Source organism: Sphingobacterium sp. JUb56 (assembly GCF_014191365.1).
Classification (GTDB): Bacteria; Bacteroidota; Bacteroidia; order Sphingobacteriales; family Sphingobacteriaceae; genus Sphingobacterium; species Sphingobacterium anhuiense.
Genome location: NZ_JACHWL010000001.1, coordinates 1,784,358 through 1,805,254 on the forward strand (window position 1 = coordinate 1,784,358; position 20,897 = coordinate 1,805,254).

The 20,897-nt window shown below is 34.9% G+C and carries 21 protein-coding genes; 8 read left to right on the forward strand and 13 right to left on the reverse strand.

Annotated elements, in window-relative coordinates; all coding sequences use genetic code 11:
- The first annotated feature begins 120 nt into the window (after positions 1 to 120).
- Positions 121 to 1,005 (forward strand): LysR family transcriptional regulator, encoded by an 885-nt coding sequence (locus FHR29_RS07460; RefSeq protein ID WP_183913522.1) that lies wholly within the window; start codon positions 121 to 123, stop codon positions 1,003 to 1,005.
- A 15-nt stretch (positions 1,006 to 1,020) separates the two neighbouring features.
- Here FHR29_RS07460 and FHR29_RS07465 read toward each other — a convergent pair whose 3' ends face one another.
- Positions 1,021 to 1,809 (reverse strand): carbon-nitrogen hydrolase family protein, encoded by a 789-nt coding sequence (locus FHR29_RS07465; RefSeq protein WP_183913524.1) that lies wholly within the window; start codon positions 1,807 to 1,809, stop codon positions 1,021 to 1,023.
- A gap of 72 nt (positions 1,810 to 1,881) precedes the next feature.
- On the opposite strand from FHR29_RS07465, the gene FHR29_RS26845 reads away from it, so the two are divergent.
- On the forward strand, positions 1,882 to 2,079 hold the full coding sequence (locus FHR29_RS26845) for a winged helix-turn-helix transcriptional regulator (RefSeq protein WP_409321977.1): 198 nt from the start codon (positions 1,882 to 1,884) through the stop codon (positions 2,077 to 2,079).
- A gap of 28 nt (positions 2,080 to 2,107) precedes the next feature.
- Here FHR29_RS26845 and FHR29_RS07475 read toward each other — a convergent pair whose 3' ends face one another.
- The 3 genes from FHR29_RS07475 to FHR29_RS07485 form a co-directional block, all read right to left on the reverse strand.
- On the reverse strand, positions 2,108 to 2,521 hold the full coding sequence (locus FHR29_RS07475) for a two-component system response regulator (RefSeq protein WP_183913528.1): 414 nt from the start codon (positions 2,519 to 2,521) through the stop codon (positions 2,108 to 2,110).
- A 501-nt stretch (positions 2,522 to 3,022) separates the two neighbouring features.
- A complete protein-coding gene (locus tag FHR29_RS07480) occupies positions 3,023 to 4,786 on the reverse strand; it encodes a hypothetical protein (protein WP_183913530.1) in 1,764 nt (587 codons plus the stop codon).
- A 31-nt stretch (positions 4,787 to 4,817) separates the two neighbouring features.
- Entirely contained in the window at positions 4,818 to 4,979 is a 162-nt protein-coding gene (locus tag FHR29_RS07485) for a hypothetical protein (RefSeq protein WP_183913532.1), read from the reverse strand.
- Positions 4,980 to 5,802: 823 nt separating this feature from the next.
- Between FHR29_RS07485 and FHR29_RS07490 the strand changes: the two genes are divergently transcribed.
- Entirely contained in the window at positions 5,803 to 6,633 is an 831-nt protein-coding gene (locus FHR29_RS07490) for an AraC family transcriptional regulator (protein ID WP_183913534.1), read from the forward strand.
- 502 nt (positions 6,634 to 7,135) lie between these two features.
- Complete coding sequence (locus FHR29_RS07495; RefSeq protein ID WP_183913536.1) at positions 7,136 to 7,999, forward strand: AraC family transcriptional regulator; 864 nt, start codon at positions 7,136 to 7,138, stop codon at positions 7,997 to 7,999.
- A 917-nt stretch (positions 8,000 to 8,916) separates the two neighbouring features.
- Here FHR29_RS07495 and FHR29_RS07500 read toward each other — a convergent pair.
- A complete protein-coding gene (locus FHR29_RS07500; RefSeq protein ID WP_183913538.1) occupies positions 8,917 to 9,642 on the reverse strand; it encodes a hypothetical protein in 726 nt (241 codons plus the stop codon).
- Positions 9,643 to 10,147: 505 nt separating this feature from the next.
- On the opposite strand from FHR29_RS07500, the gene FHR29_RS07505 reads away from it, so the two are divergent.
- From FHR29_RS07505 to FHR29_RS07520, 4 genes are all read left to right on the forward strand, one after another.
- Positions 10,148 to 12,511 (forward strand): TonB-dependent receptor, encoded by a 2,364-nt coding sequence (locus FHR29_RS07505; RefSeq protein ID WP_183913540.1) that lies wholly within the window; start codon positions 10,148 to 10,150, stop codon positions 12,509 to 12,511.
- A gap of 71 nt (positions 12,512 to 12,582) precedes the next feature.
- Positions 12,583 to 13,620 (forward strand): histidine kinase, encoded by a 1,038-nt coding sequence (locus FHR29_RS07510; protein WP_168126432.1) that lies wholly within the window; start codon positions 12,583 to 12,585, stop codon positions 13,618 to 13,620.
- Complete coding sequence (locus tag FHR29_RS07515) at positions 13,620 to 14,681, forward strand: sensor histidine kinase (protein WP_183913542.1); 1,062 nt, start codon at positions 13,620 to 13,622, stop codon at positions 14,679 to 14,681. The genes FHR29_RS07510 and FHR29_RS07515 overlap by 1 nt, the downstream gene beginning before the upstream one ends.
- Positions 14,678 to 15,394: a LytTR family DNA-binding domain-containing protein gene (locus FHR29_RS07520; RefSeq protein ID WP_168126430.1), complete on the forward strand. Its 717-nt coding sequence runs from the start codon at positions 14,678 to 14,680 to the stop codon at positions 15,392 to 15,394. The genes FHR29_RS07515 and FHR29_RS07520 overlap by 4 nt, the downstream gene beginning before the upstream one ends.
- An 11-nt stretch (positions 15,395 to 15,405) precedes the next feature.
- Here FHR29_RS07520 and FHR29_RS07525 read toward each other — a convergent pair whose 3' ends face one another.
- The 8 genes from FHR29_RS07525 to FHR29_RS07560 form a co-directional block, all read right to left on the reverse strand.
- Positions 15,406 to 15,891 (reverse strand): GNAT family N-acetyltransferase, encoded by a 486-nt coding sequence (locus FHR29_RS07525; protein WP_168126429.1) that lies wholly within the window; start codon positions 15,889 to 15,891, stop codon positions 15,406 to 15,408.
- A gap of 14 nt (positions 15,892 to 15,905) precedes the next feature.
- Entirely contained in the window at positions 15,906 to 16,313 is a 408-nt protein-coding gene (locus tag FHR29_RS07530) for a GNAT family N-acetyltransferase (protein WP_168126428.1), read from the reverse strand.
- Between the two features lie 23 nt (positions 16,314 to 16,336).
- Complete coding sequence (locus FHR29_RS07535) at positions 16,337 to 16,672, reverse strand: antibiotic biosynthesis monooxygenase (protein WP_168126427.1); 336 nt, start codon at positions 16,670 to 16,672, stop codon at positions 16,337 to 16,339.
- A gap of 371 nt (positions 16,673 to 17,043) precedes the next feature.
- The gene (locus tag FHR29_RS07540; protein ID WP_132767844.1) at positions 17,044 to 17,757 is read right to left on the reverse strand and encodes a DUF4397 domain-containing protein; all 714 of its coding nucleotides are present in this window, start codon (positions 17,755 to 17,757) and stop codon (positions 17,044 to 17,046) included.
- Positions 17,758 to 17,882: 125 nt separating this feature from the next.
- Positions 17,883 to 18,110, reverse strand: coding sequence for a hypothetical protein (locus tag FHR29_RS07545; protein WP_183913544.1), 228 nt, complete (start codon positions 18,108 to 18,110; stop codon positions 17,883 to 17,885).
- A 114-nt stretch (positions 18,111 to 18,224) separates the two neighbouring features.
- Complete coding sequence (locus tag FHR29_RS07550; RefSeq protein WP_183913546.1) at positions 18,225 to 19,598, reverse strand: cell wall metabolism sensor histidine kinase WalK; 1,374 nt, start codon at positions 19,596 to 19,598, stop codon at positions 18,225 to 18,227.
- Entirely contained in the window at positions 19,595 to 20,281 is a 687-nt protein-coding gene (locus tag FHR29_RS07555; RefSeq protein ID WP_132767838.1) for a response regulator transcription factor, read from the reverse strand. The genes FHR29_RS07550 and FHR29_RS07555 overlap by 4 nt, the downstream gene beginning before the upstream one ends.
- Before the next feature lie 123 nt (positions 20,282 to 20,404).
- Positions 20,405 to 20,881 (reverse strand): hypothetical protein, encoded by a 477-nt coding sequence (locus tag FHR29_RS07560; RefSeq protein WP_260291952.1) that lies wholly within the window; start codon positions 20,879 to 20,881, stop codon positions 20,405 to 20,407.
- Between the last annotated feature and the right edge of the window lie 16 nt (positions 20,882 to 20,897).

Sequence of the window (20,897 nt, forward strand, 5' to 3'; positions counted from 1 at the left end):
GACAAATCTCTGTCCTTTTTTCAAATCGGCAAAACGTTTTTATTCGATCACATCGATCGGTTTTTTCGATGGATTAATGATACTTTTTATACCTTTGGACGAGCAAATCATACAAGTAAAATGGAACTTAGACAACTTAAATATTTTCTTAAAGCACAAGAATTACTGAGTTTTACTGAAGCTGCAAAACGCTTAAATATCAGCCAGAGTACATTATCACAGCAAATCAAACAACTGGAGATGGAATTGGATGTTTCTCTTTTTAACCGTATTGGTAAGCAGATAACACTAACAGAACCTGGTAGATTATTTACTGAATATGCCGAACAGAGTGTCAGAAAAGCTGCAGATGGAAAATTGATGCTCCAGGATTTAAAAAAGATAAAGGTTGGCACGATAACCATAGGTGTAGCTTATGGTCTTAAGGATTTTTTTGTAGAAACTTTAATAAACTTTACAGAGAAATTTCCTCAAATAAACATTAAAGTTATCTATGAGCCATCCCACAGTCTTTATGAGAAGCTTCAACAAGCTCAGGTGGATTTTGTTTTGGCTCTTCATGAAACTGAAATAGCCCCCTATTTTACTTATAAAAATTTATTCAGCTGTCCAATGGTACTGGCAGCATTAGCGGGTACGGAAGTATCCTATAAAACTAATATTACCCTCGAAGAAATCTGCAAACTTCCTTTGGTCATTGCAACAATGGGATATGATATGACTCATACGGTTCACAGGGCGTTCTCAGCAAAAGGGTTAAGTCCAAAATTTACGATTGAAGTCAATGATATACCCACAGCGATTAGACTCGTCAACTCTGGAAATTGGTACAGTATCTTTATTAAAACAAGTGTTGTGGGAACTACTTTGGCTTCCATTGCAATCCAGGATGAGGGTTTGATGAGATATGCAAAGATTATTTCATTAAAAGGCAGTTATGAAACGGAAGCTGTCAAAGAGTTTAAAAAAATGTTAACGCTAGCTGCTAAAAATATCATGAGGTAAACACTAGCTTAAACACTACATTTCAACCCTATATTTATTGTGTTCCGTCACAAAATCTTTTGTAATAAAACTACCAAATGCCGGATGATTGACTTCTGCCAAGTCTATATCTATAATACGCAATGACTCTTTGTTATCAGCTTTGGCTATCACTTTTCCGTCAGGACTAACAATCTGACTTTCGCCACGATATGCTTCTTCCTCTCCTTCAAAAAATTCTGTTCCTACTCTATTGCAATTGATATAAAAGCACTGGTTTTCGAGTGCGCGAATAGGAATGATGGTTGGAGTAACCTCGCCGCCAAAGTTTGCAGAGTTGCAAATAATAGCTGCACCTTGATTTCTTAGCAGGGAAGAAAGTGGAGCAAACCAAGCATCGAAACAGATGGTCAATCCCACTTTTGCATCTCCGCATTGTCCCCATATCGGTTCATTGCCTGCCGTAAAAGCTCGTTTTTCATAATCTGTAACATGAATTTTTCGGTACGATGCGACTAATCCGTCTCGACCTACGAGGATAGACGAGTTGTACAACTTGCCATCGTAAAGTTCTGGTATACTACCGGTGATATAACCTCCGCATCTTTGCATCAATTGGGTGAAGAATTTTATTGTTGGACTGTTTGATAAATCTTCGCCAAATGGAAGTAATTCTTTCCTGTCATTATAGGCATATCCACTTGTAAACAATTCGGGCAGCACTAACAGATCGAATTTCTCATTCAGTATTTTCGATTCTATATAAGATAAATTAGCATCTCTATCACGCCAAACAACTGCATATTGAAAGAAACCGACTCTCATACATCATTCATTCTATTAAGTAAAATAGAACAAAACTACTATTATTAATGCTATATAACAATAACATCCTCGTTGAATCTGCCACTAAAAGAAATGGAAGCAGAAAGATTGATGACCCGAACCGTTTATACCAGCAAACCACCTCTAAAAGTGGAATACGAATTGACTGATTTTGGCAAAACCCTTATTCCCTTACTTCATTCTATTACTGCGAGGGGAAATGAAGCGGCAAAAGCGTATAAGAGAATAACCATAGTACAATATGAGTAATCTTCACGGCTGAAATATCGCACGAAGCCTAAATACGATTAACACAGCCGAAACCCAAAATTTCAAGAGTACTTGTTAGATTGCAAATTTTATATTTATCCAGCGGTTTTGTTAGATAATCAACCACAAGTTTATTTTCAAAAGCTTTTATATAATCATTCTTCTCCGCAGACGCACTAACGATAACAACAAAAATATTTTCAGAAAAACTAAAACGATTAAAATGTTCCAGCAACTCCCATCCATTCATTCCTGGCATACGGAGATCCAAGAATACTAGAAACTCAGTATGATGACTGGCACTACTAGAAAAATACTCAAGTACTTTTTCACCATCCATAGTCAATATATCCCCAGGGACTATCTCAGAATTTTTAAGCAAAATTTTCAATAAAAAAACAGATATCTTATCGTCATCTATAATTATTGTTGTCTTATTCATAATATCTTCTATTTATAAAGTGTCGTCAGTAACATTATCTTATTCTTACAGCTTCTCTCCCATTTGCTGCTTTTATCTTCACCAAACTCAAATAATATATATCACTTCTACCACTACGATTCTCCTACCTGGGATCTTATCCAATTTTTAAGCACAAAGTCTCTTCATAATAGTAAATATGGCCAGTTATGTAAAAACTGGCCAAGGATATGAAATTTAACATAGGAGATTGACTATTGGAGTTATAAAAATAAAGAGTTAACCATATATTATATGTATAAATTCAGGAATAAAAAAATATCAAAAAGAGAATTGTATAGACATAAAATGGCAACAATTACAGCTCACTTTTACAATTTTTAACTTTTGGCTGTTGGAACTTGTGTATTTTTAAAAAAAAAGGATAAAAAAAGTGCCCATGAATCAAATTCAAGGGCACTTGAGATTAGTAATAACTCAAAGTAATAACTATTTCACTTCGTTAAATTGTATTTCGAATTCTTAATTCCTCACACAACGAACATTTTTAAGTGTAGAAGTTAATAGGTTAATGCCAAGAATATCAATGTTTGAAAGTAATTCTGCTGTTTTTTGCGCTTTAATATAATTACCTCCAAGGAGTGCAGTCCTTCTTGCAGCATGGTATCCCCACGCACCTACACCGGCCAGTCCGAGTAAGTTTAATTGTTTATCACTTGACCATAGTGTTGCTTCACGACCATAGGTATTACCTAGGTTCAAAGTTAAAATACCATCACCTAGCAAATTCACCCCCACATGAACACCGTTATAATAAAAACGAAGTGCATTTGATCCGACACCAAATGCGTTAACATTTGAACCTATTGCACCATTATATTCAACATAATCGGATGCTGGTCCCGTGGTCGCGTTTGGAGCTGGATCAGCGGCAATTATTCCGGTCACAGAACCAAGTATATTCGTTAACAATCCTTGATCAGTTGTAAATACATTGAATTCCGTATTTTTTGGTGATCTCCATACATTTTGCGGATATACTTGGGTACATGGATCAATTGGATTCACAGATTGGGCATATTTCATTGGAATATGACCATTGAACGAAAAATATCCATTGATATCATTTCGCTGTTTATTCGCTCCGTAAAAACGATACGAATTATGCCCTGCCTGATAATACAGGTTTGTTCTTGCCCATCTCACAGAAGCGGAACCATTATAACTATATGTTAATGGTGATTCTACCAAATTTACCAATAAGCGATGGCTATTTCCACTTTGAGGGGTTACACTAAACGGAAAATTAACTACTGCTGCTGAAAACCGGCGAATACCATCTCCAGAACCTGTACCGATATCTCCATCCACGTGATTAATGGTTAAATTTGATACACCAACATTTACGTTCATAGCGGTAGTACCTGCTGTATAAGCATAAACTATCTTATCGTCTTGATATAAAGGATCGACGTCGGTGAAGCTGTCAAAATTGATCGTCTGCGCATACGATGTTAAGCCCCCTACAGTACCATCTACGACATTGAGCGTTCCTGTTTGTAGGCTCAAACCGGAAATCGCTACTGTTGTAGGAGACTGCATATTACCAAACATACCCATCGAATTCAGCTCAATTGCAATCCGTGAAAACTTATGCGCAAATGTAATCCCAATGGGTACATTGACTGTCCCCGCTCCTGTAGGAATGGTAGTTGTTCCCGATGCATACAAAACATCTTTTCCACCTGGTATGGCAAAAGAAGCTGTACTTGGTACTGATTCTCCATTGTTGTATGAAACAGCTACCCACTTATAAGTTGTACCTTTCGTGACATCAATCGTACCAGCTGTACCTGAAGTGAATTCAGCAGAGGTTACCAAAGTACCGCCATCCGCTGTAAACAAAAACACACGATACTTTACACCATTTGCAATAGTAGCAGCTTTGGTACCAGTGGCAGCTTTCTTACTTATCCCATTACTGACCATCGCTCCCAAACTACCAGCACGAACAGGTACATTACTATCAAGTACTGTTTGTGCATCAAATTCACCATAACTTTTAACTTTTGGAGTACCCATTGCACCTTTCGAAGTAGCTTTTCCTCCAGAGATTACTTGCCCCTCATTAATGCCTGCAACCGAAATCACCAATTTTGTTCCCTCAAATTTATCGACAATCTCAACATCACGATCTTTGGAGCAACTTGTTAATAAAGGTCCCGATGCCGCCAACATTGCTGCAACTAAAACCCAATTTCCATATGTAAAATTTCCTAACTTCATAAAACTAATTCGTTTTCGTAAATACCTCTAATTAAAAATCTCCATTTTGACTATCACTAGAACCATTACCCCAATCGTTAACTGATGGAGAAGGAGTTCCGGTTGCAGACCCAGCAGCAATCCCCTGCTCCAATTCAACCTCAACCCCCAGAATAACAGGTGGTTGATAAACATTTTTGTTGTTTCTTTTCATAATTATTATTTGTCTTAAATTTTAAACCATTGAACTACCACGCAAACTCGTAGGATAAAAAATATCATGATCGATATTTCTTATAAAATCTAACTCCAGCTTAGTCAATACACATTTGACCTACGACAAAGATTTAATGGCAATCATCTAAAAAATCGATAACATTAGTTTCATGATACTAAACCATTCAATAGACACGCAGTTAAATACAGCTCCATATTAAGAAAACTATTATCGGCACAAAACTAGATAAGATAAAAACCACTTTAGGTATAAAAAGGAGAAGAAAAAAATATCAAATAAAGAAAAAAAAGAATGAAAACACATTTTTTCAAACAAAAGAACTTAATAAGTACTTAAATATACATTTTTTAGAAAAGTTCATGCTTTTACAAAAAAAACTTTAACAACGGTGTGTCTACAAATAATAGATATAAGACCTACTGAAATGAATGCCCGCAAACTGTTAAAACAATCCTATTTACATAGCAAAATATTCCCAATTCTATTGTTGCTTAAAAAATTGATATATTAATTTTGTTACATTAGAGGGTTCCTTTTTTCAAGTTGAAAAATGGCTCATGCAATTAGTTCTTTTCTGCGGTAGCACAAATCAATTAAAAGCTATACTATTTCAGATAGTATAATCCAAATAAGTATTCTAAACGAAGTTCCTTAGCGAATTAAGTTTTCTATTTATGTACTTATGAGGTTTTGAATAAATAAGAATAGTTTATAACTGCTGCAGACGTACTAAAATCTTCTAATAATCATTATTTGTTTTATTTCTCAACTGTTAGTGTTTATATAAAGAGGAAGTTTTATGAGTGTAAGGAATTATTTATATACGACAGGCTCCGAGTTAATAAAGGAAGCCGATAAAGTTGAAAAGTACTTTATCGAATTCGATATATTGTCTATTAACTGGATTATTCCATTAGAAAATAATAAATACAGGCAAATTGCAAAGGTAATCGATCTACCTTCCGAAAATCCTATTGAAATTTACGAAGATGCGGACTACTTTTTCTATAACAAATCTTTGATAGAAGATCCAACTGTCAGGATACTGTTCGATAACCGGATCAGTAATGATTATTCATTTGAACTTCCGGAGGATGAAGTGATCTATTTACGCCAGATAGGCAGAGTCATTTCCGGCTATCAAAATAATGAAGATTATGATCTAGGTGATAAATATATATCAAATCTTTTAAGTCAAATGATCATGTATTACAAGCTTGTATTGGATCAACAGACAGGAAAAGCCCCTGTTAGGAAAAACTCTCGATACATTCAGCAAAGAGCACAGGAATTTGTTCATGCTGTCGCCACATATTATAAGGTGAATAAAAAACTTGAATTTTATGCCGATCATATTATGGTCAGTAAAAGAACTTTATCAATGATCACAAAAAAAGCATTTGGAAAAAGTCCAAAATGTATACTCGACTCTCATATTGTAGAAATGGCAAAAACTCACTTGAAACAATCTGATATGCCATTAAAGGATATCGCCTCTGATCTTGGATTTTCGGAGACTAATAATTTTCTCTCATTTTTTAAAAAAATAACGAAATTGACTCCGACTGAATACCGTGAAAAATATTTTTCAACTATAAGGATGATCCTTTTTTTCTTTATTGAAATATAAAATCACAGTTATACTAAAAAAGATTTTTGAGCTTACCTTATTAAGAAATAATTGGCTATTAAAAGTATCCCATATGCAAGTGTTCCGATATCTGATCAAATCACTAACCGCCTTGATAGCCTCATCATCTTTGCATTTTATCTGATAAAATCGAAGTGCTCAAAGAAAAATTAAACAGGCCTGCCATAAACTGATTTTATCGTTAACACCTCAAAAATGAAGGATAAAGATCGTCTGGAAATGACTTAATAAATCTCAGAGCAGGAAAAAAAAATACAGGAAGTGCGTACGGAGGTTTCCCTTACAAAGCTTTCTCACTTTTTAACCGAATAAAAAAACAGTACGTATACCACATTAAGAGATTTAACATAACAATTCCGTTGCACTGCTTAAGTTAAAGTTGTAACAACTTTAACCGTAAAAATTGAAAACATTTCCATAAATATTTAAAGTCTTCAGCGACATTAATTCTTAACTTTGTGTATTAAAATAAATAAATCAGTTGAAGAAAAAATATAACATAAAAGATTTTCTTGAATATACCAATATTAGCGGTTTTAAGAATAGCTACATCCATTTGGTCGAATACGAGAATCAAACGGATATGCGGAGAAAATCTGTCCCTATCGAGCTTGATTTCTATCTTTTAGCAATTAAGTTGAATTTTGATAAAGATAAGAATTTCGGTCAGACAATATTTGATCAGGCAGATGCTTTTGTATACCTAGACCAACCGGGAGATTTTCTTCAATGGGACATAGCACATGAAATTTTAGGCTACCAAATTCTGATTGATGCGGGACTATTCAGAAAAATAGCCAAAGAATATAGTTTTACTTACTACAGCAATCATGAAGCACTTTTTATAACCAAAGAGGAAGAGAAAACAATCACTGACCTTTTTCGAAAAGCATTAAAAGAATTTGATGGTAACGAAAATTTTTCACAGGAAATTGTAATTTCGTATGCTTCGCTTATTCTATCCTATATACAAAAATTTTACAGCAGACAATTTGATACAAGACAGGAGCTCTATAATACTACTGTTGCCGATTTTTATAAGAACCTCGAAACGTATTATAACGATGAGCAAAATGCCCTGAAAATGCCATCTGTCTCTTATTTTTCTGATAAAGCTAATTTGTCTGCTAATTATTTTGGAGACCTCATCAAACATTATACAGGACGTTCACCACAAGAACATATCCATCAACTGCTTATACAGATAGCAAAGAATAAATTAAGAACAAGTTCTGTGAGTATTAGCGAGATCGCTTTTAGTTTAGGATTTGAATATCCTTCCTATTTCGCAACATTTTTCAAAAAGGAAACAGGCATTTCGCCAACTGTTTTCCGAAACCAGTAGCTGGATATAAACGTTGTGATTGGTTATGTCTTGGCTTTGATGTATTTTCAAAGTTCACGCTAGGAAACAAAAACAAACCATAAAGGTGAAGTTGTTTTGCTCGATGGGAAGATAAAATTTGTGGGTTAAATCAATTAATGAAAGCGGATACTAATGATTTGATAAGTGCCACAAACGGAAATGAAATTTCAAATTATCATTTAATAGCAGGAATTGCTTATATGCACACTACACTTACAGGCCAAAACTAATGGCAATACATCTTACAACTATACAATCAGATTATTTTAAATGAATATTTGCCAATTACAGTACTAAACAGACCGTGTGCTATGTTGCGAAAGTTTTGGGAATAGAAAAGCTATCTGCTGACAGATATTGTTAAGGCTATTGAACATGACGAAAAAACTATTCAACTGATCAAATCTAATGCTGAAAAACAACTGTTGAAAAAGGAAATTGAACATCTGCGCTGGATGAGAAATGCTACTTCTGAATCATTTACCAGTATTTTTCGCAACGTTATTTAAAAAAGGAACGGGTAGTGTTCCATGCATTTTCTCCAATCAGTAAATAATTAAAGTCTTCCCGTAATTACTTAAATCGTCGTGTCTTCAAATCAAAATATCTTTGTACTGTTCAATAACTTTTAAAGATAAATGACCATGAAAGCAGTAAAATTTAAAAACAGAAATTGGGACGTAGCAGGTATTCTACAATTCCAACTTATTTTACAAGTCCTAAATATATCAATAAATGTTTCATAAAGTACCATTATTAAAGTCATACTTAAAAGCAAACAAATCAATGAGAAAAAAAACAACTTTTTATATAAAATTGGAAGTAAAAAATTTGGAAAGAAATATTTTTGCTGGAAGACATTTAATGCAATAATTCCTAAACAAAATAATGAACGATTAATGTAATCGCGGATCTATCCAAAATAGATCACGGAGTTGCAACAGGTCTTCTATATGCATCAGATTATAAACCAGCTCATCTTTATCTTCTAAAGGAATCGTTATTTGTTGATCCTTTTTAAGTAAAAAAACGGTTAAAATAGCATCCTTGTCATATATCGAGATATCTGATTGCACCATAGTAATCTCATATGTCTTAAACCAATCTCTAGCCTGGTCTTGATCTAAGCAGATCAAAGAAAGGGTAAGATCCTCAAGATTTTGGATTTCATCGAGAAGATGATTGTTATAATTTAAGCTGATATAAGCTAAATACAGGAGATGGTTGCCTGTTCGCAAGGCATAATTACGTACGAGAACCCGCTTCGGATCGAATGCAAAATCGTAGTATTCCCGATCGGAAATACACGTATATCGCTTGCCATAAAAATTAATTTTGTCCTGTAATTCTTGTAAATGATTTACTTCAATAAATACTTCGCCCTGAAGCTGCACTTCATCTATATGATTAAGGGTATCTTCAATAACTAATAGAGCGGACTCTTGCATTGGACCAATGCTCCCCTTACAGTCCAGGCTTAACAGATAGTCATTAACATCTGCGACAGTTAACGGATACCATGTTGGGTTTTTGTCTTCAACTGCATTTTTGGATGTCAAAATATTATAACCGCTCCGTTTTAAATCTAAAAGTATAGGCTGGCTCAAGGGTACAAACTTCATAAAATCTCATTGATATAATTAAAACAAACTTTGCTGCAGCAGTCCTTCATGTCTTAAGGACGGCAGATTTCACGATTGATAGCGTTTGTACCGATACTTTCCATCAGACATGTTGACATATCATCCTAAATTGTAAACGAGACAGACGTGAAGGTAATCGTTTGCAAATTTTCAAAATATCGACAGTCATAATCGAGCTGTTTACTTTCGTCCCGTATCTCGGGCAATGCCTTCTTGACGAACTCAATGTCGATACGGAGTGATATACCTCAGTACATAGTTGTTTTAATTGATAATATATTTATTATTAAACAAACTGAAGTGCTCATTTGTTTTTGTCTGCAGCTACTAACCTGATGAGCTCATGCGTCCTGCTTTAATTCCGATAAGACTACATGATCGACACCAAAAGTGTACTTGTATCAAAATAAGGCTAGTTTATCTCATAATCAAAATTGATGTGCTAACAAAAAATACTTTTGTCAAAATCAATTCTACATAGAAAATGACAAAAAAACAAGCTAATTCAATTTTCGCAGCACTGCTGCTCATCATCTGCTTATTCGCCAACAGCATGTTGTATGCCCAAAATAAGAAATTACATCAAACAATATCAGGATTTGTGTATGATTCAGCGTCAGGTCAAGCACTACAAGATGTGTCAATTGTAATTATGGGATCATACCCGATATCAACTAAGACAAATATGGACGGAAAGTTCATTTTAGAAAATATTCCAATTGGAAGATATGAATTAAGGATATCGTTCACGGGCTACGAAAGTCAGATTATCAAGGAAGTTCTTGTCGGATCAGTTCATCAGGTATATATCGAAGTTCCAATGTATGAAAATGCTATTACATTGCAGGAAGTTGAGTCAAAACCTAAAACACTCCATGCAAAACCAATTAATCCATTTACAGTTGTTGGAGGAAACACGTTCAGTCCGGAACAAGCTAGCCGTTTTGCTGGTGGCATGGACGACCCTGCTAGATTAGTCAGTAGCAATGCCGGCGTGACCACTTCTAGTATGTCAAGTAATGGGCTTTCCATTCGGGGCAATGCACCGAGCTTATTGCAATGGCGGCTCGAAGGTGTTGAGATCCCAAGTCCTAATCATTTTTCGGATATCAATGGACTCGGTGGAGGTCTTTTATGTGCGGTGAGCAACAATGTGATTGGAAATTCAGATTTCTTGATCGGATCATTTCCCGCCGAATATAATAATGCCATATCTGGAGTATTTGATATCAAAATGAGAAAAGGTAATAGAAAACTGTATCACCATAGCTTTCAGCTTGGTCTGCTAGGTATTGATGTCGCTTCCGAGGGTCCTATCAGTAAATCCAGCAATGCTACTTACATTATCAATTATCGGTACTCTACTACTGGACTATTAGAGAAAATAAGAAAAGACGAGAATATTGGCGGAAAACTCGGTTATCAAGATTTGAACTTCAATCTAAATTTTCCAACCAAAAAATCGGGCGTATTCTCCATATGGGGGTTAGGTCTGGTCGATAATGTTGCGCCAATTTTAGATCAATCGACCAATAGAAAATACTTAGATAATGGTGTATTATCTGCTGCTGAACAGAAAGCCGGAGCAACAGGCCTATCGCACCATTATTTTTTAAAAAACAACAAAACTTCTTTAAAAAGTACATTTGCCACCACCTATTCAAGCAATCATATTCATGAAGATTTTTATGACATAGAAAACCATAAAAGTCCTAAAACTGATTTGACGTACAATACGACAAACCTGATCTTCAGTTCAACATTACAACACAAATTCCATCCCAATCATATCAACAAAACCGGGGTGACGTTGACCAATATCCATCATAATATACATGTAGATCACACTCCTTATTATGGACAACAATTGATCAATTTTGCTCATTCAAATAGCCATACAAATATGATTTCAGCCTATTCCAATTCAAAAATAAAAATCAGCAACGATTTCACCGTTGTAGGCGGATTTAATGTACAACACTTCATACTCAATAAAAATACGGTTGCAGAACCTCGAGTTGGTGTAAATTGGGATGCATTACCAGGACGTTCTATTTCAGCAGCATATGGTTTACATAGCAGAATAGAAAGACCTGATGTTTATTTTTTTAAAAATAATGAAGAAGAACTTATAAATCGCAATTTAGCATTTCTTAAAAGCCATCAGTTCACTGTGGGTTATAACCAAGAACTTACATCTGATTTGTATTTAAAGATAGAACCCTATTTTCAATTACTTTATGATGTTCCGATCGCACCGATAGGAAATTATTCCATTCTAAACAGGACTGATTTTTATACGACACAATCACTTATAAGCAAAGGAAAAGGTAAAAACTTAGGCGTTGATCTTACACTTTCGAAATCCTTTAAAAAAGGATATTATTACCTACTGACAACCTCATTGTTTGATTCTAAATACAAAGCTGCAGATGATAAATGGTACAACACCCGCTTTAACCGTAATTATGTATTCAATTTTTTAGTAGGAAAAGAATGGATTTTTGGAAGCAATATACTAGGGGTCAATTTTAAGGCGAGCAAATTGGGAGGGCAAAGATATTCCCCAGTAGATGAAGCAGCAACATTATTACATCCGGATAAAGAAGTTCAGTATGACGAAAACCGCATGTTTGAAAAACAACTTCGCTGTATGTTTATAGGTGATTTGACACTAAGCTATAAAATGAACCGTGGTCGCTTTTCACATACTTTTGCCATAAAAAGCGTAAATGCTACAAAGCAAAAAGAATTTATAAAACATAAATTTAATATCATGACGCAAACCATAGAGCCCTATTTTGCAGCCAATTCACTCTTTAATGTGAGTTATAGGATAGACTTATAATAACAAGGTCATCCTGTAAAAATTGTTAAACAATAGATTTTAATGTATCTTAAACCACAGCTTATAAAACAATGAATGATATTGAGAAAAAACACTTATTAAGCTCTTTTGTATTCGATAAAAAGTATCAGGTTTGGCGACACGTGCTCTTCATTACCTTTGCCGCTGTGATCACATTTAATCAGGTTCTCATTTCCTATCAGGATTGCCAAATAATGTTAGGAAATCATATTTATTTGATTGGCGGATCATCATTAATGACTTACCTAATCGTCATGTATTTTAATTATTTCTATCTTACGCCCAAATTTCTATTAAGAGATCGCATATTGTGCTATTTGATCCTCACCATTATATGTGTGTTATCCTTACCAGTATTATCGCTATGGATAGAGTACGGGATCCGCAATTGGGCAAACTTAAACCATAGAATAATAGATTATTCAAGTCCCCTAATACTGGTCGATATCCTCTCCACTTCTGTGATAACGCTAATCTGTTTTTGTGGGATTTCCTTAATTTTGCTTTACCGGACGTGGTCTTCTGCAAACCAGCACGTGAGCATGTTAGAAATAGAGCATCTTACTTCTGAACTGAATAAACTCAAGGGGCAAATCACACCAGAATTTCTATCGAGAGCATTGCATCATGCTTCATTATGGACAATAAAAGATCCAGGAACAACAAATGATATCCTCCTCACGTTAAGCGAATTATTGCGCTACCAGCTTTATGACGCACAACAGGAAAAGACTTTAATAAACTCGGAACTCCTTTATGTTACTAAATTTATATCACTTGAAAAGCTTTGTAGACCTACTTTAGAATCTCAACTTCAAATTGAAAAGCAACATATGTATCACCAGATATCTCCCATGTTACTCTTGACATTAGTTCAAAGTTTCATCAAAGAGAGTAATACATTGGCAATAAGCTCAAGTATAGAAAATAACGTGCTCACATTTGTATGCAAATCGCATTCAATCACAGAAACACTTGAGAATCAATTCACATTGATACGAAAGAGACTTGATCTGACGTATAGCGACCAGTATACACTACGCTTAGAAATAGGATGTGTTACACTTAAATTAGCATTGTCCCAATAATGAAAAATTTATTAAATACAAATTCGCTAACCAGATTACTAATTGAACCTGAATATAGTCTCCTGAGGACTTTACTATTGCAATCTGCCATCCTTGCCATTTCGATTGGTATATTTTTCGATGCACCTGATAAGCTTAACCTATCCACAGATCGCATTTTAGGTTGGTTCAGTTATCATTTATTTCTGAATTGTCTCGTATATGTAAATAAAAATTTACTATTTCCAAGATTTTTGGCTAAAAATAAAATGGCAGATTACCTTATTTCTGTCGTTATTTTTACCGTATTTGCTTTGTGCATCATGGTTATCCTGCAGGAGCTTTTTTATGATATTGCCGTTACTCGACAACAGCCATCGCCAATAGCCATATTTTTCAGTATTACCTCCTCTTTGTTTGCTATCGTACTTTTTTTAACTGGAATATCGGCCCTTCAATTGTTCAAACAGTGGCTGATCAATAATCATCGTATCCATGAATTACAGTTGGCAACATCTCGTATTCAACAGCACTTTCTAAAAAGCCAGATAAATCCACACTTTCTCTTTAACATGATCAATAATGCCAATATTCTAGTAGATGATGACCCTATCACAGCATCCATGATCCTAAAAAAATTTGAAGATATACTTCAGTATCAATTCAGTGAGACTAAAAACGCACTAGTTCCGTTATTGAACGATATTAAATTTTTAGAAGACTATCTGGAATTAGAAAAGTTGAGACGTGATCAATGCGATTTTAGCTTGAAAAGAGAAGGAAATTTTGATAGTATAACCGTACCACCATTGTTATTCGTGCATTTTGTGGAAAATGCCGTAAAACATAGCTCCGATCGTAAAGGATCGTATGTCAATATGGAGTTTAAAGTAGTGAACCGGAAGCTTTACTTCTTTTGCGAAAATTCCAAACCGACTACCCCATCAAAACGGGTTATTGGTGGATTGGGATTGGAAAATATTAAACGCCGTTTAGCATTACTTTACCATAAAAAGCACCAGCTGCATATTGCAGATACAGATCAAAGATATACAGTTACCTTATACCTAGATTTACAATGAGATACATTATAGTTGACGACGAACCAATTGCACGAAATGGTATCAAGAAAATGGTTGATCTGATTCCACAATTGGAATTATTAGGAAGTTTTAATAGTGCGGAGACCGCTTCCGAATTCTTAGTGCATACCCCTGTCGATCTGATATTTCTCGATATTCGCATGTCGGGAATCAACGGCCTGGAGTTTGCGCGCAGTATACCTAAACTAACGCTTATTATCTTTACTACGGCCTATTCTCAATATGCAGTAGACAGCTATGAAGTTGACGCTATAGATTATTTAGTAAAGCCTATAAATTCTCTGAAATTAAAAAAAGCAGTGGATAAAGCCATTAATTATCATACATTATTAATGACAGAGGATAAAAAAAACTTAGATCAAATTCAAGATGATTATATCATTGTCAAATCGGACCGTAGATATTTCAAGATAAAGCACCATGATATATTATTTATTGAAGGACTTAAAGATTATGTTATTATTCAGCTGGAAAATGAAAGAATCATTACAAGAATGATTGTCAGGCAGATTCATGAAATATTGCCACAACAGCTTTTCCTCAGAATCAACAGGTCTTTTATCGTCAATAAATCACACATCAACTCATTTGACAATAATGATGTATTTATCAAAGATTATGAGATAGGTATCGGCAGTGCTTACAAAAATAGTTTTTTTGAGTGCATGCTGAGGTTAGATTTAAGAAAATAGAAAAACTGTTATTATTCTTTGAACAGTTGCACCATATTGTCCGGTGTAATTGTCCAGCGAATCCATTTATTGTCAGGGTTTGCTCCAATGCTTTGATAGAATTTTTGGGCATCAACATTACTTCCGAGTACAAACCAGTTGAATTTTTTATATCCATGTTTCATGGCATATTGTGCAAGACCACTAAGCAATTTTCGACCTACACTTTTTCCTCTGTGATTGGTATCAACGTACAGCCATTTGAGCATCAATGAAGGTTTGTGGTTATGCATAAAAGGAATGTTATAGTGAACTGCTATGCCTATGAGCTGGTTCTTCTCTCCTTGTGCAACGATTGCCCCAAACTCGGGTCTATCGCCAAAACCACGTTTCAACAGGTCATTTTCCGTAAGACTAAAATCGGTGTCCCCCTCAAAAACAACTATTGCCTCCATTAATCTTAATACTTCGGGGATGTCCGCCTTTTGCATTTCCCTAATTATTACAGACTTTTCCATTATCCTTTGACAACTTATTTTAAATCCTCAACATTATCCAATACGTAGCATTGTTCCCATTGGGTCATACCAATTTTAGGATAATAACCCACAGCCTTTGGTGCTGCTAATAAAATAAGTTTTGCTTTTGGGCTATGTTCTTTTGTAAGACGTATTAATTCTTTTCCGATTCCCATCTTTTGATAGTTCTCATCGATTGCTAAGTCTGAGAGATAGGTGCAGTAAACAAAATCAGTCAAAGACCTTGCTACACCTATCAATTTTCCAGAATCTCTTGCGGTGGCAATAAGATTTGCATACTTAAGCATTCCTGCTATTCTCTCAGGCTCATCGACTGGTCGTCTATCTCCTAGTGTGGAATTTATTAATACTTCTTTAAATTCCTCTGCTCCGACTGTTTCTTCAATTTGGTATGTTAGCATTTTCAGATTTTTTTATGGTTACGTTAAAAAATATTATCTGCAGGAGCTTCGTCTCGTGGAGTCATACCGTAATCCCTAATTACTGCTGCTACACGTAACCTGTAGTCGTCGAACACCGAACTTCTTCCTGATTGCTGTGCGTTTCTATGATTCGTCAGGTTACGCCACTCTCTAACACTCTCTTCATTTTCCCAAAATGAAAGTGAGAGAATTTTTTTAGGATCAACAAGACTTTGAAACCGTTCTATGGAGATAAATCCCGAAATATGATCTAATTCTGGCCTTAGTGCCTTTGCGATGTTCAGGTACTCTTCTTTTTTTCCCTCTTTGGGAATTACCTCAAATATTACTGCTATCATAGCTTCTTTTTTTAATTAAATTACAAATAGCTGCAATCTTTGGGAGCAGCTACTTCACATACATATCATAAATGAGCAATAAATCATTTATTCGATAACGGTTGAATAATCTGAAGACTTTATCTAGCCAACAACGCATGTATTTGGATTGCCAAATCAATTGCTTCATTCCTTCCGATGTAAATTTATCTTAAAAAAAGACTTTCTTTATCATCCAGTTTGAATAAAGCGGATAGTCCAGATGCTTTTATCCGGCATATGATTTAAACGAGGCGTATATGAAGCTCTTATAATTTTATACTCTAAAAATAAAGCCCTTATGGTTAAATAAGGGCTTTGTTTGCTTTTAAAATAGATGAGATTAAATTTGACTAATTTGCATGTTGCTCTACTAATCCTAAATATACGGATTGACTGTCCTGAGCTGGATCACCGACCAGAATAAAAGAATAATAGTGATTTTCAGCTAATTTAATTTGCTCACGTGTTGCGAGCGTCTTACCTGCTTTATTTTTAGCAACTACTGTGAAAGTGCCACTTTTTTGTGCGATAAAACCTTCATTTGCAGTCACAGATTGCTGTGTTTCTTTAGCACGGTCGGTCCATGCTGCAGGCGCTGCTTGATCTCCGATGTGAAGCGTTACTTGATCACTACCTTCAGAGAAATTAAAAAAGCGTAATCCAGATTCTGTTTTTTTGATCTCTTTGTTGACGCGGTCTGTCGTAATTGCCTGTACTGGCTTTAATTTACTTCCGTAAAGAAAAGAACTATAAATGGTACTGTCTTTAACCACAATCGTACTATCGATCAAATTACCTTCTCCAGCAGTAACGGTTATTTTGCGTGATCCCGGATATAGGGCTACTTTACTCTGCGATTTATATAACAGCGGAAAATTAGGATTTTGAAGGATATTTCGGTCTGCATAATACAGTACAGCCTTTGCTCCACTATATCCATTTACCATCGTAAATAAAGCTGCTGGTACAGGTTGATGATCGTCCTTATCTTTGCTGCAACTGGTCACAAAAATTCCTGCAGTAACAACAGTTATTAAACTTAGTAATCTTAAGTATTTTTTCATAATATGTTAACTTAAATCTTATATTTAAAAAATACACATTGCGCTAGTGTTATCATAATAAACGGGGGTGCAACAGCTAGTGCTACATATTGTATAAAAAAATTGCGTGATTACGGTATGACGGATTATTTTCGCATATGTTTTATTGGGGCATCTTTAAAGTATCGTTTTCCATCTTTTGCACCATCCCAGGCATTAGTGATACTGTGAATTTTAACAGGAGCTTCTTTTTCAAGGCGAATTAATTTTCTACAAACTTTTCTAAAAGTTCTATTCCATCTTCTCTTATCTTGTTTCTCTGTCTTTGCGTTTGTAATTCCAAATATTTTCGTTTTCCGTACTGATCTTGACATAATTTTACAAATTAAAACAAATGTGTTAATATCATCTCTTGAGACCGAATTGGATATGGTTTACCTTGGTAAGGTTTGAATAAAATTGTCGATAACGTTTATCCTTCCCACAAATTAAGAAATTCTATTAAATTGTACCGTAAATGTAGAACCCTGACCAAGTTCGGATTGCACCTGTAATTGACCTTTATGCATATCAATAATCCGCTGAACAATAGAAAGTCCAATACCATGTCCATGCTGACCTGGCGAAGATGCTGATTGGTAAAAAAGTTCGAAAATATGTGGTAAGTCTTCTGACGAAATGCCTCTTCCCTTATCACAAACCTGTACAATAGCTATCCCTTCATGGTATATAATATCTACTAGACAGTGTTTATCTGAACTGTATTTACAGGCATTTTCGATTAAATTAGCAAAAGCTACTTTAAGTAAATAGGCATTTCCCATGACCAAAATTTCTTCTTGATCCTCTGCATTATGCAACAGGTCATAATTAAAAGATATGCTAACACGGTAATCTTTATCTTTATCCTGGACCATAAATTTTGATTCTACAAGAATTTCATCCAGTCTCAAAGAACTAAAGCTAACTTGTGAACTATCATAATTGGCACGGGCAAAGTCCAATAAGGAACTGGATAATATTGTTGCTTCCTTAGCATCTAATAAAGCGGTATCAATAGAATGCTGGTAATCTGCTAAGGTTGTATTTAGCTCTTTTGCGAGTTCGAGTTCTGCAATCATAGCTGATAAGGGAGTACGAAACTCATGGGATATAATGGAAACAAAATGCCTTTGGTTGTTAAATGACTTTTCTAATCGATTGAATGTTCCATTAAAGGTATCAATTAATTCAGAGAGCTCATCCTTTGCTTTTCGATAATATACCCTTTTACTAAGATTATGTTCGGAGACATCCCGTATTTCATTAATGATATGTTTGATGGGTTTTAAAATGTACTGGGCAAAGAAAAAAGAGGTTATAAATATAAAAATAATGGCAACAAAATAAATACTGATGAGGAGCTGCTTCAAACGTTGCATATGGGCATAACCTGTCTGGTCGTATGCATGTCCAATCAGATAGTATTGTTTACCCTGAAAAGGATAATGCATCCCCATAAAGAGCTCATCGCCCTGATTCCAGGTCATAAAATTTTTATTTCGAATCTCTTCTAATATGGCACGCTCATAATGCTGTTCGCCAACATCAACAAAAAGCTCTTTAAATTGATTGTCAAAAACTGTTATCTGCGCTTCATTTATCTTTTTTTTATTTTGTTCATGAATCTGACGCAGTTGCGTTTCACTGACTTTGGCATCAAAAATAAATTCAGCACGCCAGGTAATTTTATACCGCAAGCGGTCTATAAATTCTTCCTCTCTATTTTTTTCAGAAAAGAAATAGATACTGTAGGCGAAAAGAAATAGTATCGCCGCAGAGAATAACGTTAATACTAAGGAAGTACGAGAAGCTATTTTCATTCTTTATTTGATAAGATAAAACCATGCCCCGATTTGTTATGAATGAGTTTAGTAATAAAGTCTTTATCAATTTTTTTCCTGAGATAATTGATATAAACATCAATGTAATTGGTTCCGGTATCAAAATTCTTTCCCCATACATTTCTAGCAATCTCATCACGGCTCAATAACGTTTCTTGATGCCGCATAAAAAATACAAGTAAGTCAAATTCTTTTGGAGTCAATTTAATATCGATGTGATCGCGACTCACATTTTTACTTCTCAAATTCAGTGTTAAAGAATCATAGTTTAAAGATTCATTATTTTCCCAACTGCCAAACTCTTTATTTCTTTTTAAAACAGCTGCAATACGGGCATATAATTCGCGAAGATCAAAAGGTTTTACCATATAATCATCTGCACCTGCATCAAATCCTGCAATTTTTTCATCGATTTGACCTAGGGCTGTCAACATGATAATCGGGATTTTAGGATAAGTGCATTTCATACGTTTGCTCAATTCTATACCACTCATACGAGGAAGCATGATATCAATAATAAGAAGATCGTAATCTAACAACTTTATTTGTTTTAAAGCTGATTCAGCATCAAGCGCAATATTTACCTGATAGTTTTGACTCTCTAATCCTTTTTGCAATACCGAACACACCCGTTGATTGTCTTCTACAACTAATACCCTCATATTAACAAATGTAGATACTTTTTAAATAAAATAAATCTTGAAATCTCAGATAAATAGTGACATACAATTGCTTTCCTTGATGTACCTAACAGCAAGGAAAGCAAAAGTTAATGATTCATTTGATTAGTGATCTGAGACAAACAGATCGTCAGCTCCATCTTGTATTGGTATATATAAACGTTCCCAGCTTTTCGAGTGTACCATTTCCCAACTATGGCCTTTACCTTTTAAATCTTCAGCAAGTAAGATAACACCTGGCTTGATCAAAAATGTAGAGCCGTCACTCACCTTAAAGCGAATATTGCCTTTTAATGTTACGACGTATTGACGTCTTGGAGCTGGATGTGCATTTTTCTCCCAATCTTCGGTCTTATTGCTCGACCAAAAAGTGGTTGTACTCGCGTGTTTCAAGGTTGGAATATAGCCTTTTTCAAAAGTACAAGTTCCATCTGCATTATTGATTAATCGAATAGCAGGCATTTTACCTTCACCTTCTTCAACTTTTACCGATTTGATGTTTCGATGATTTTCCTTAGCATGTAAAGATGGAGCAATAAATGCTAAACAGAAAAATAGTACTGTTTTCGAGATAATTTTCATTTTTATTAATTTTAAG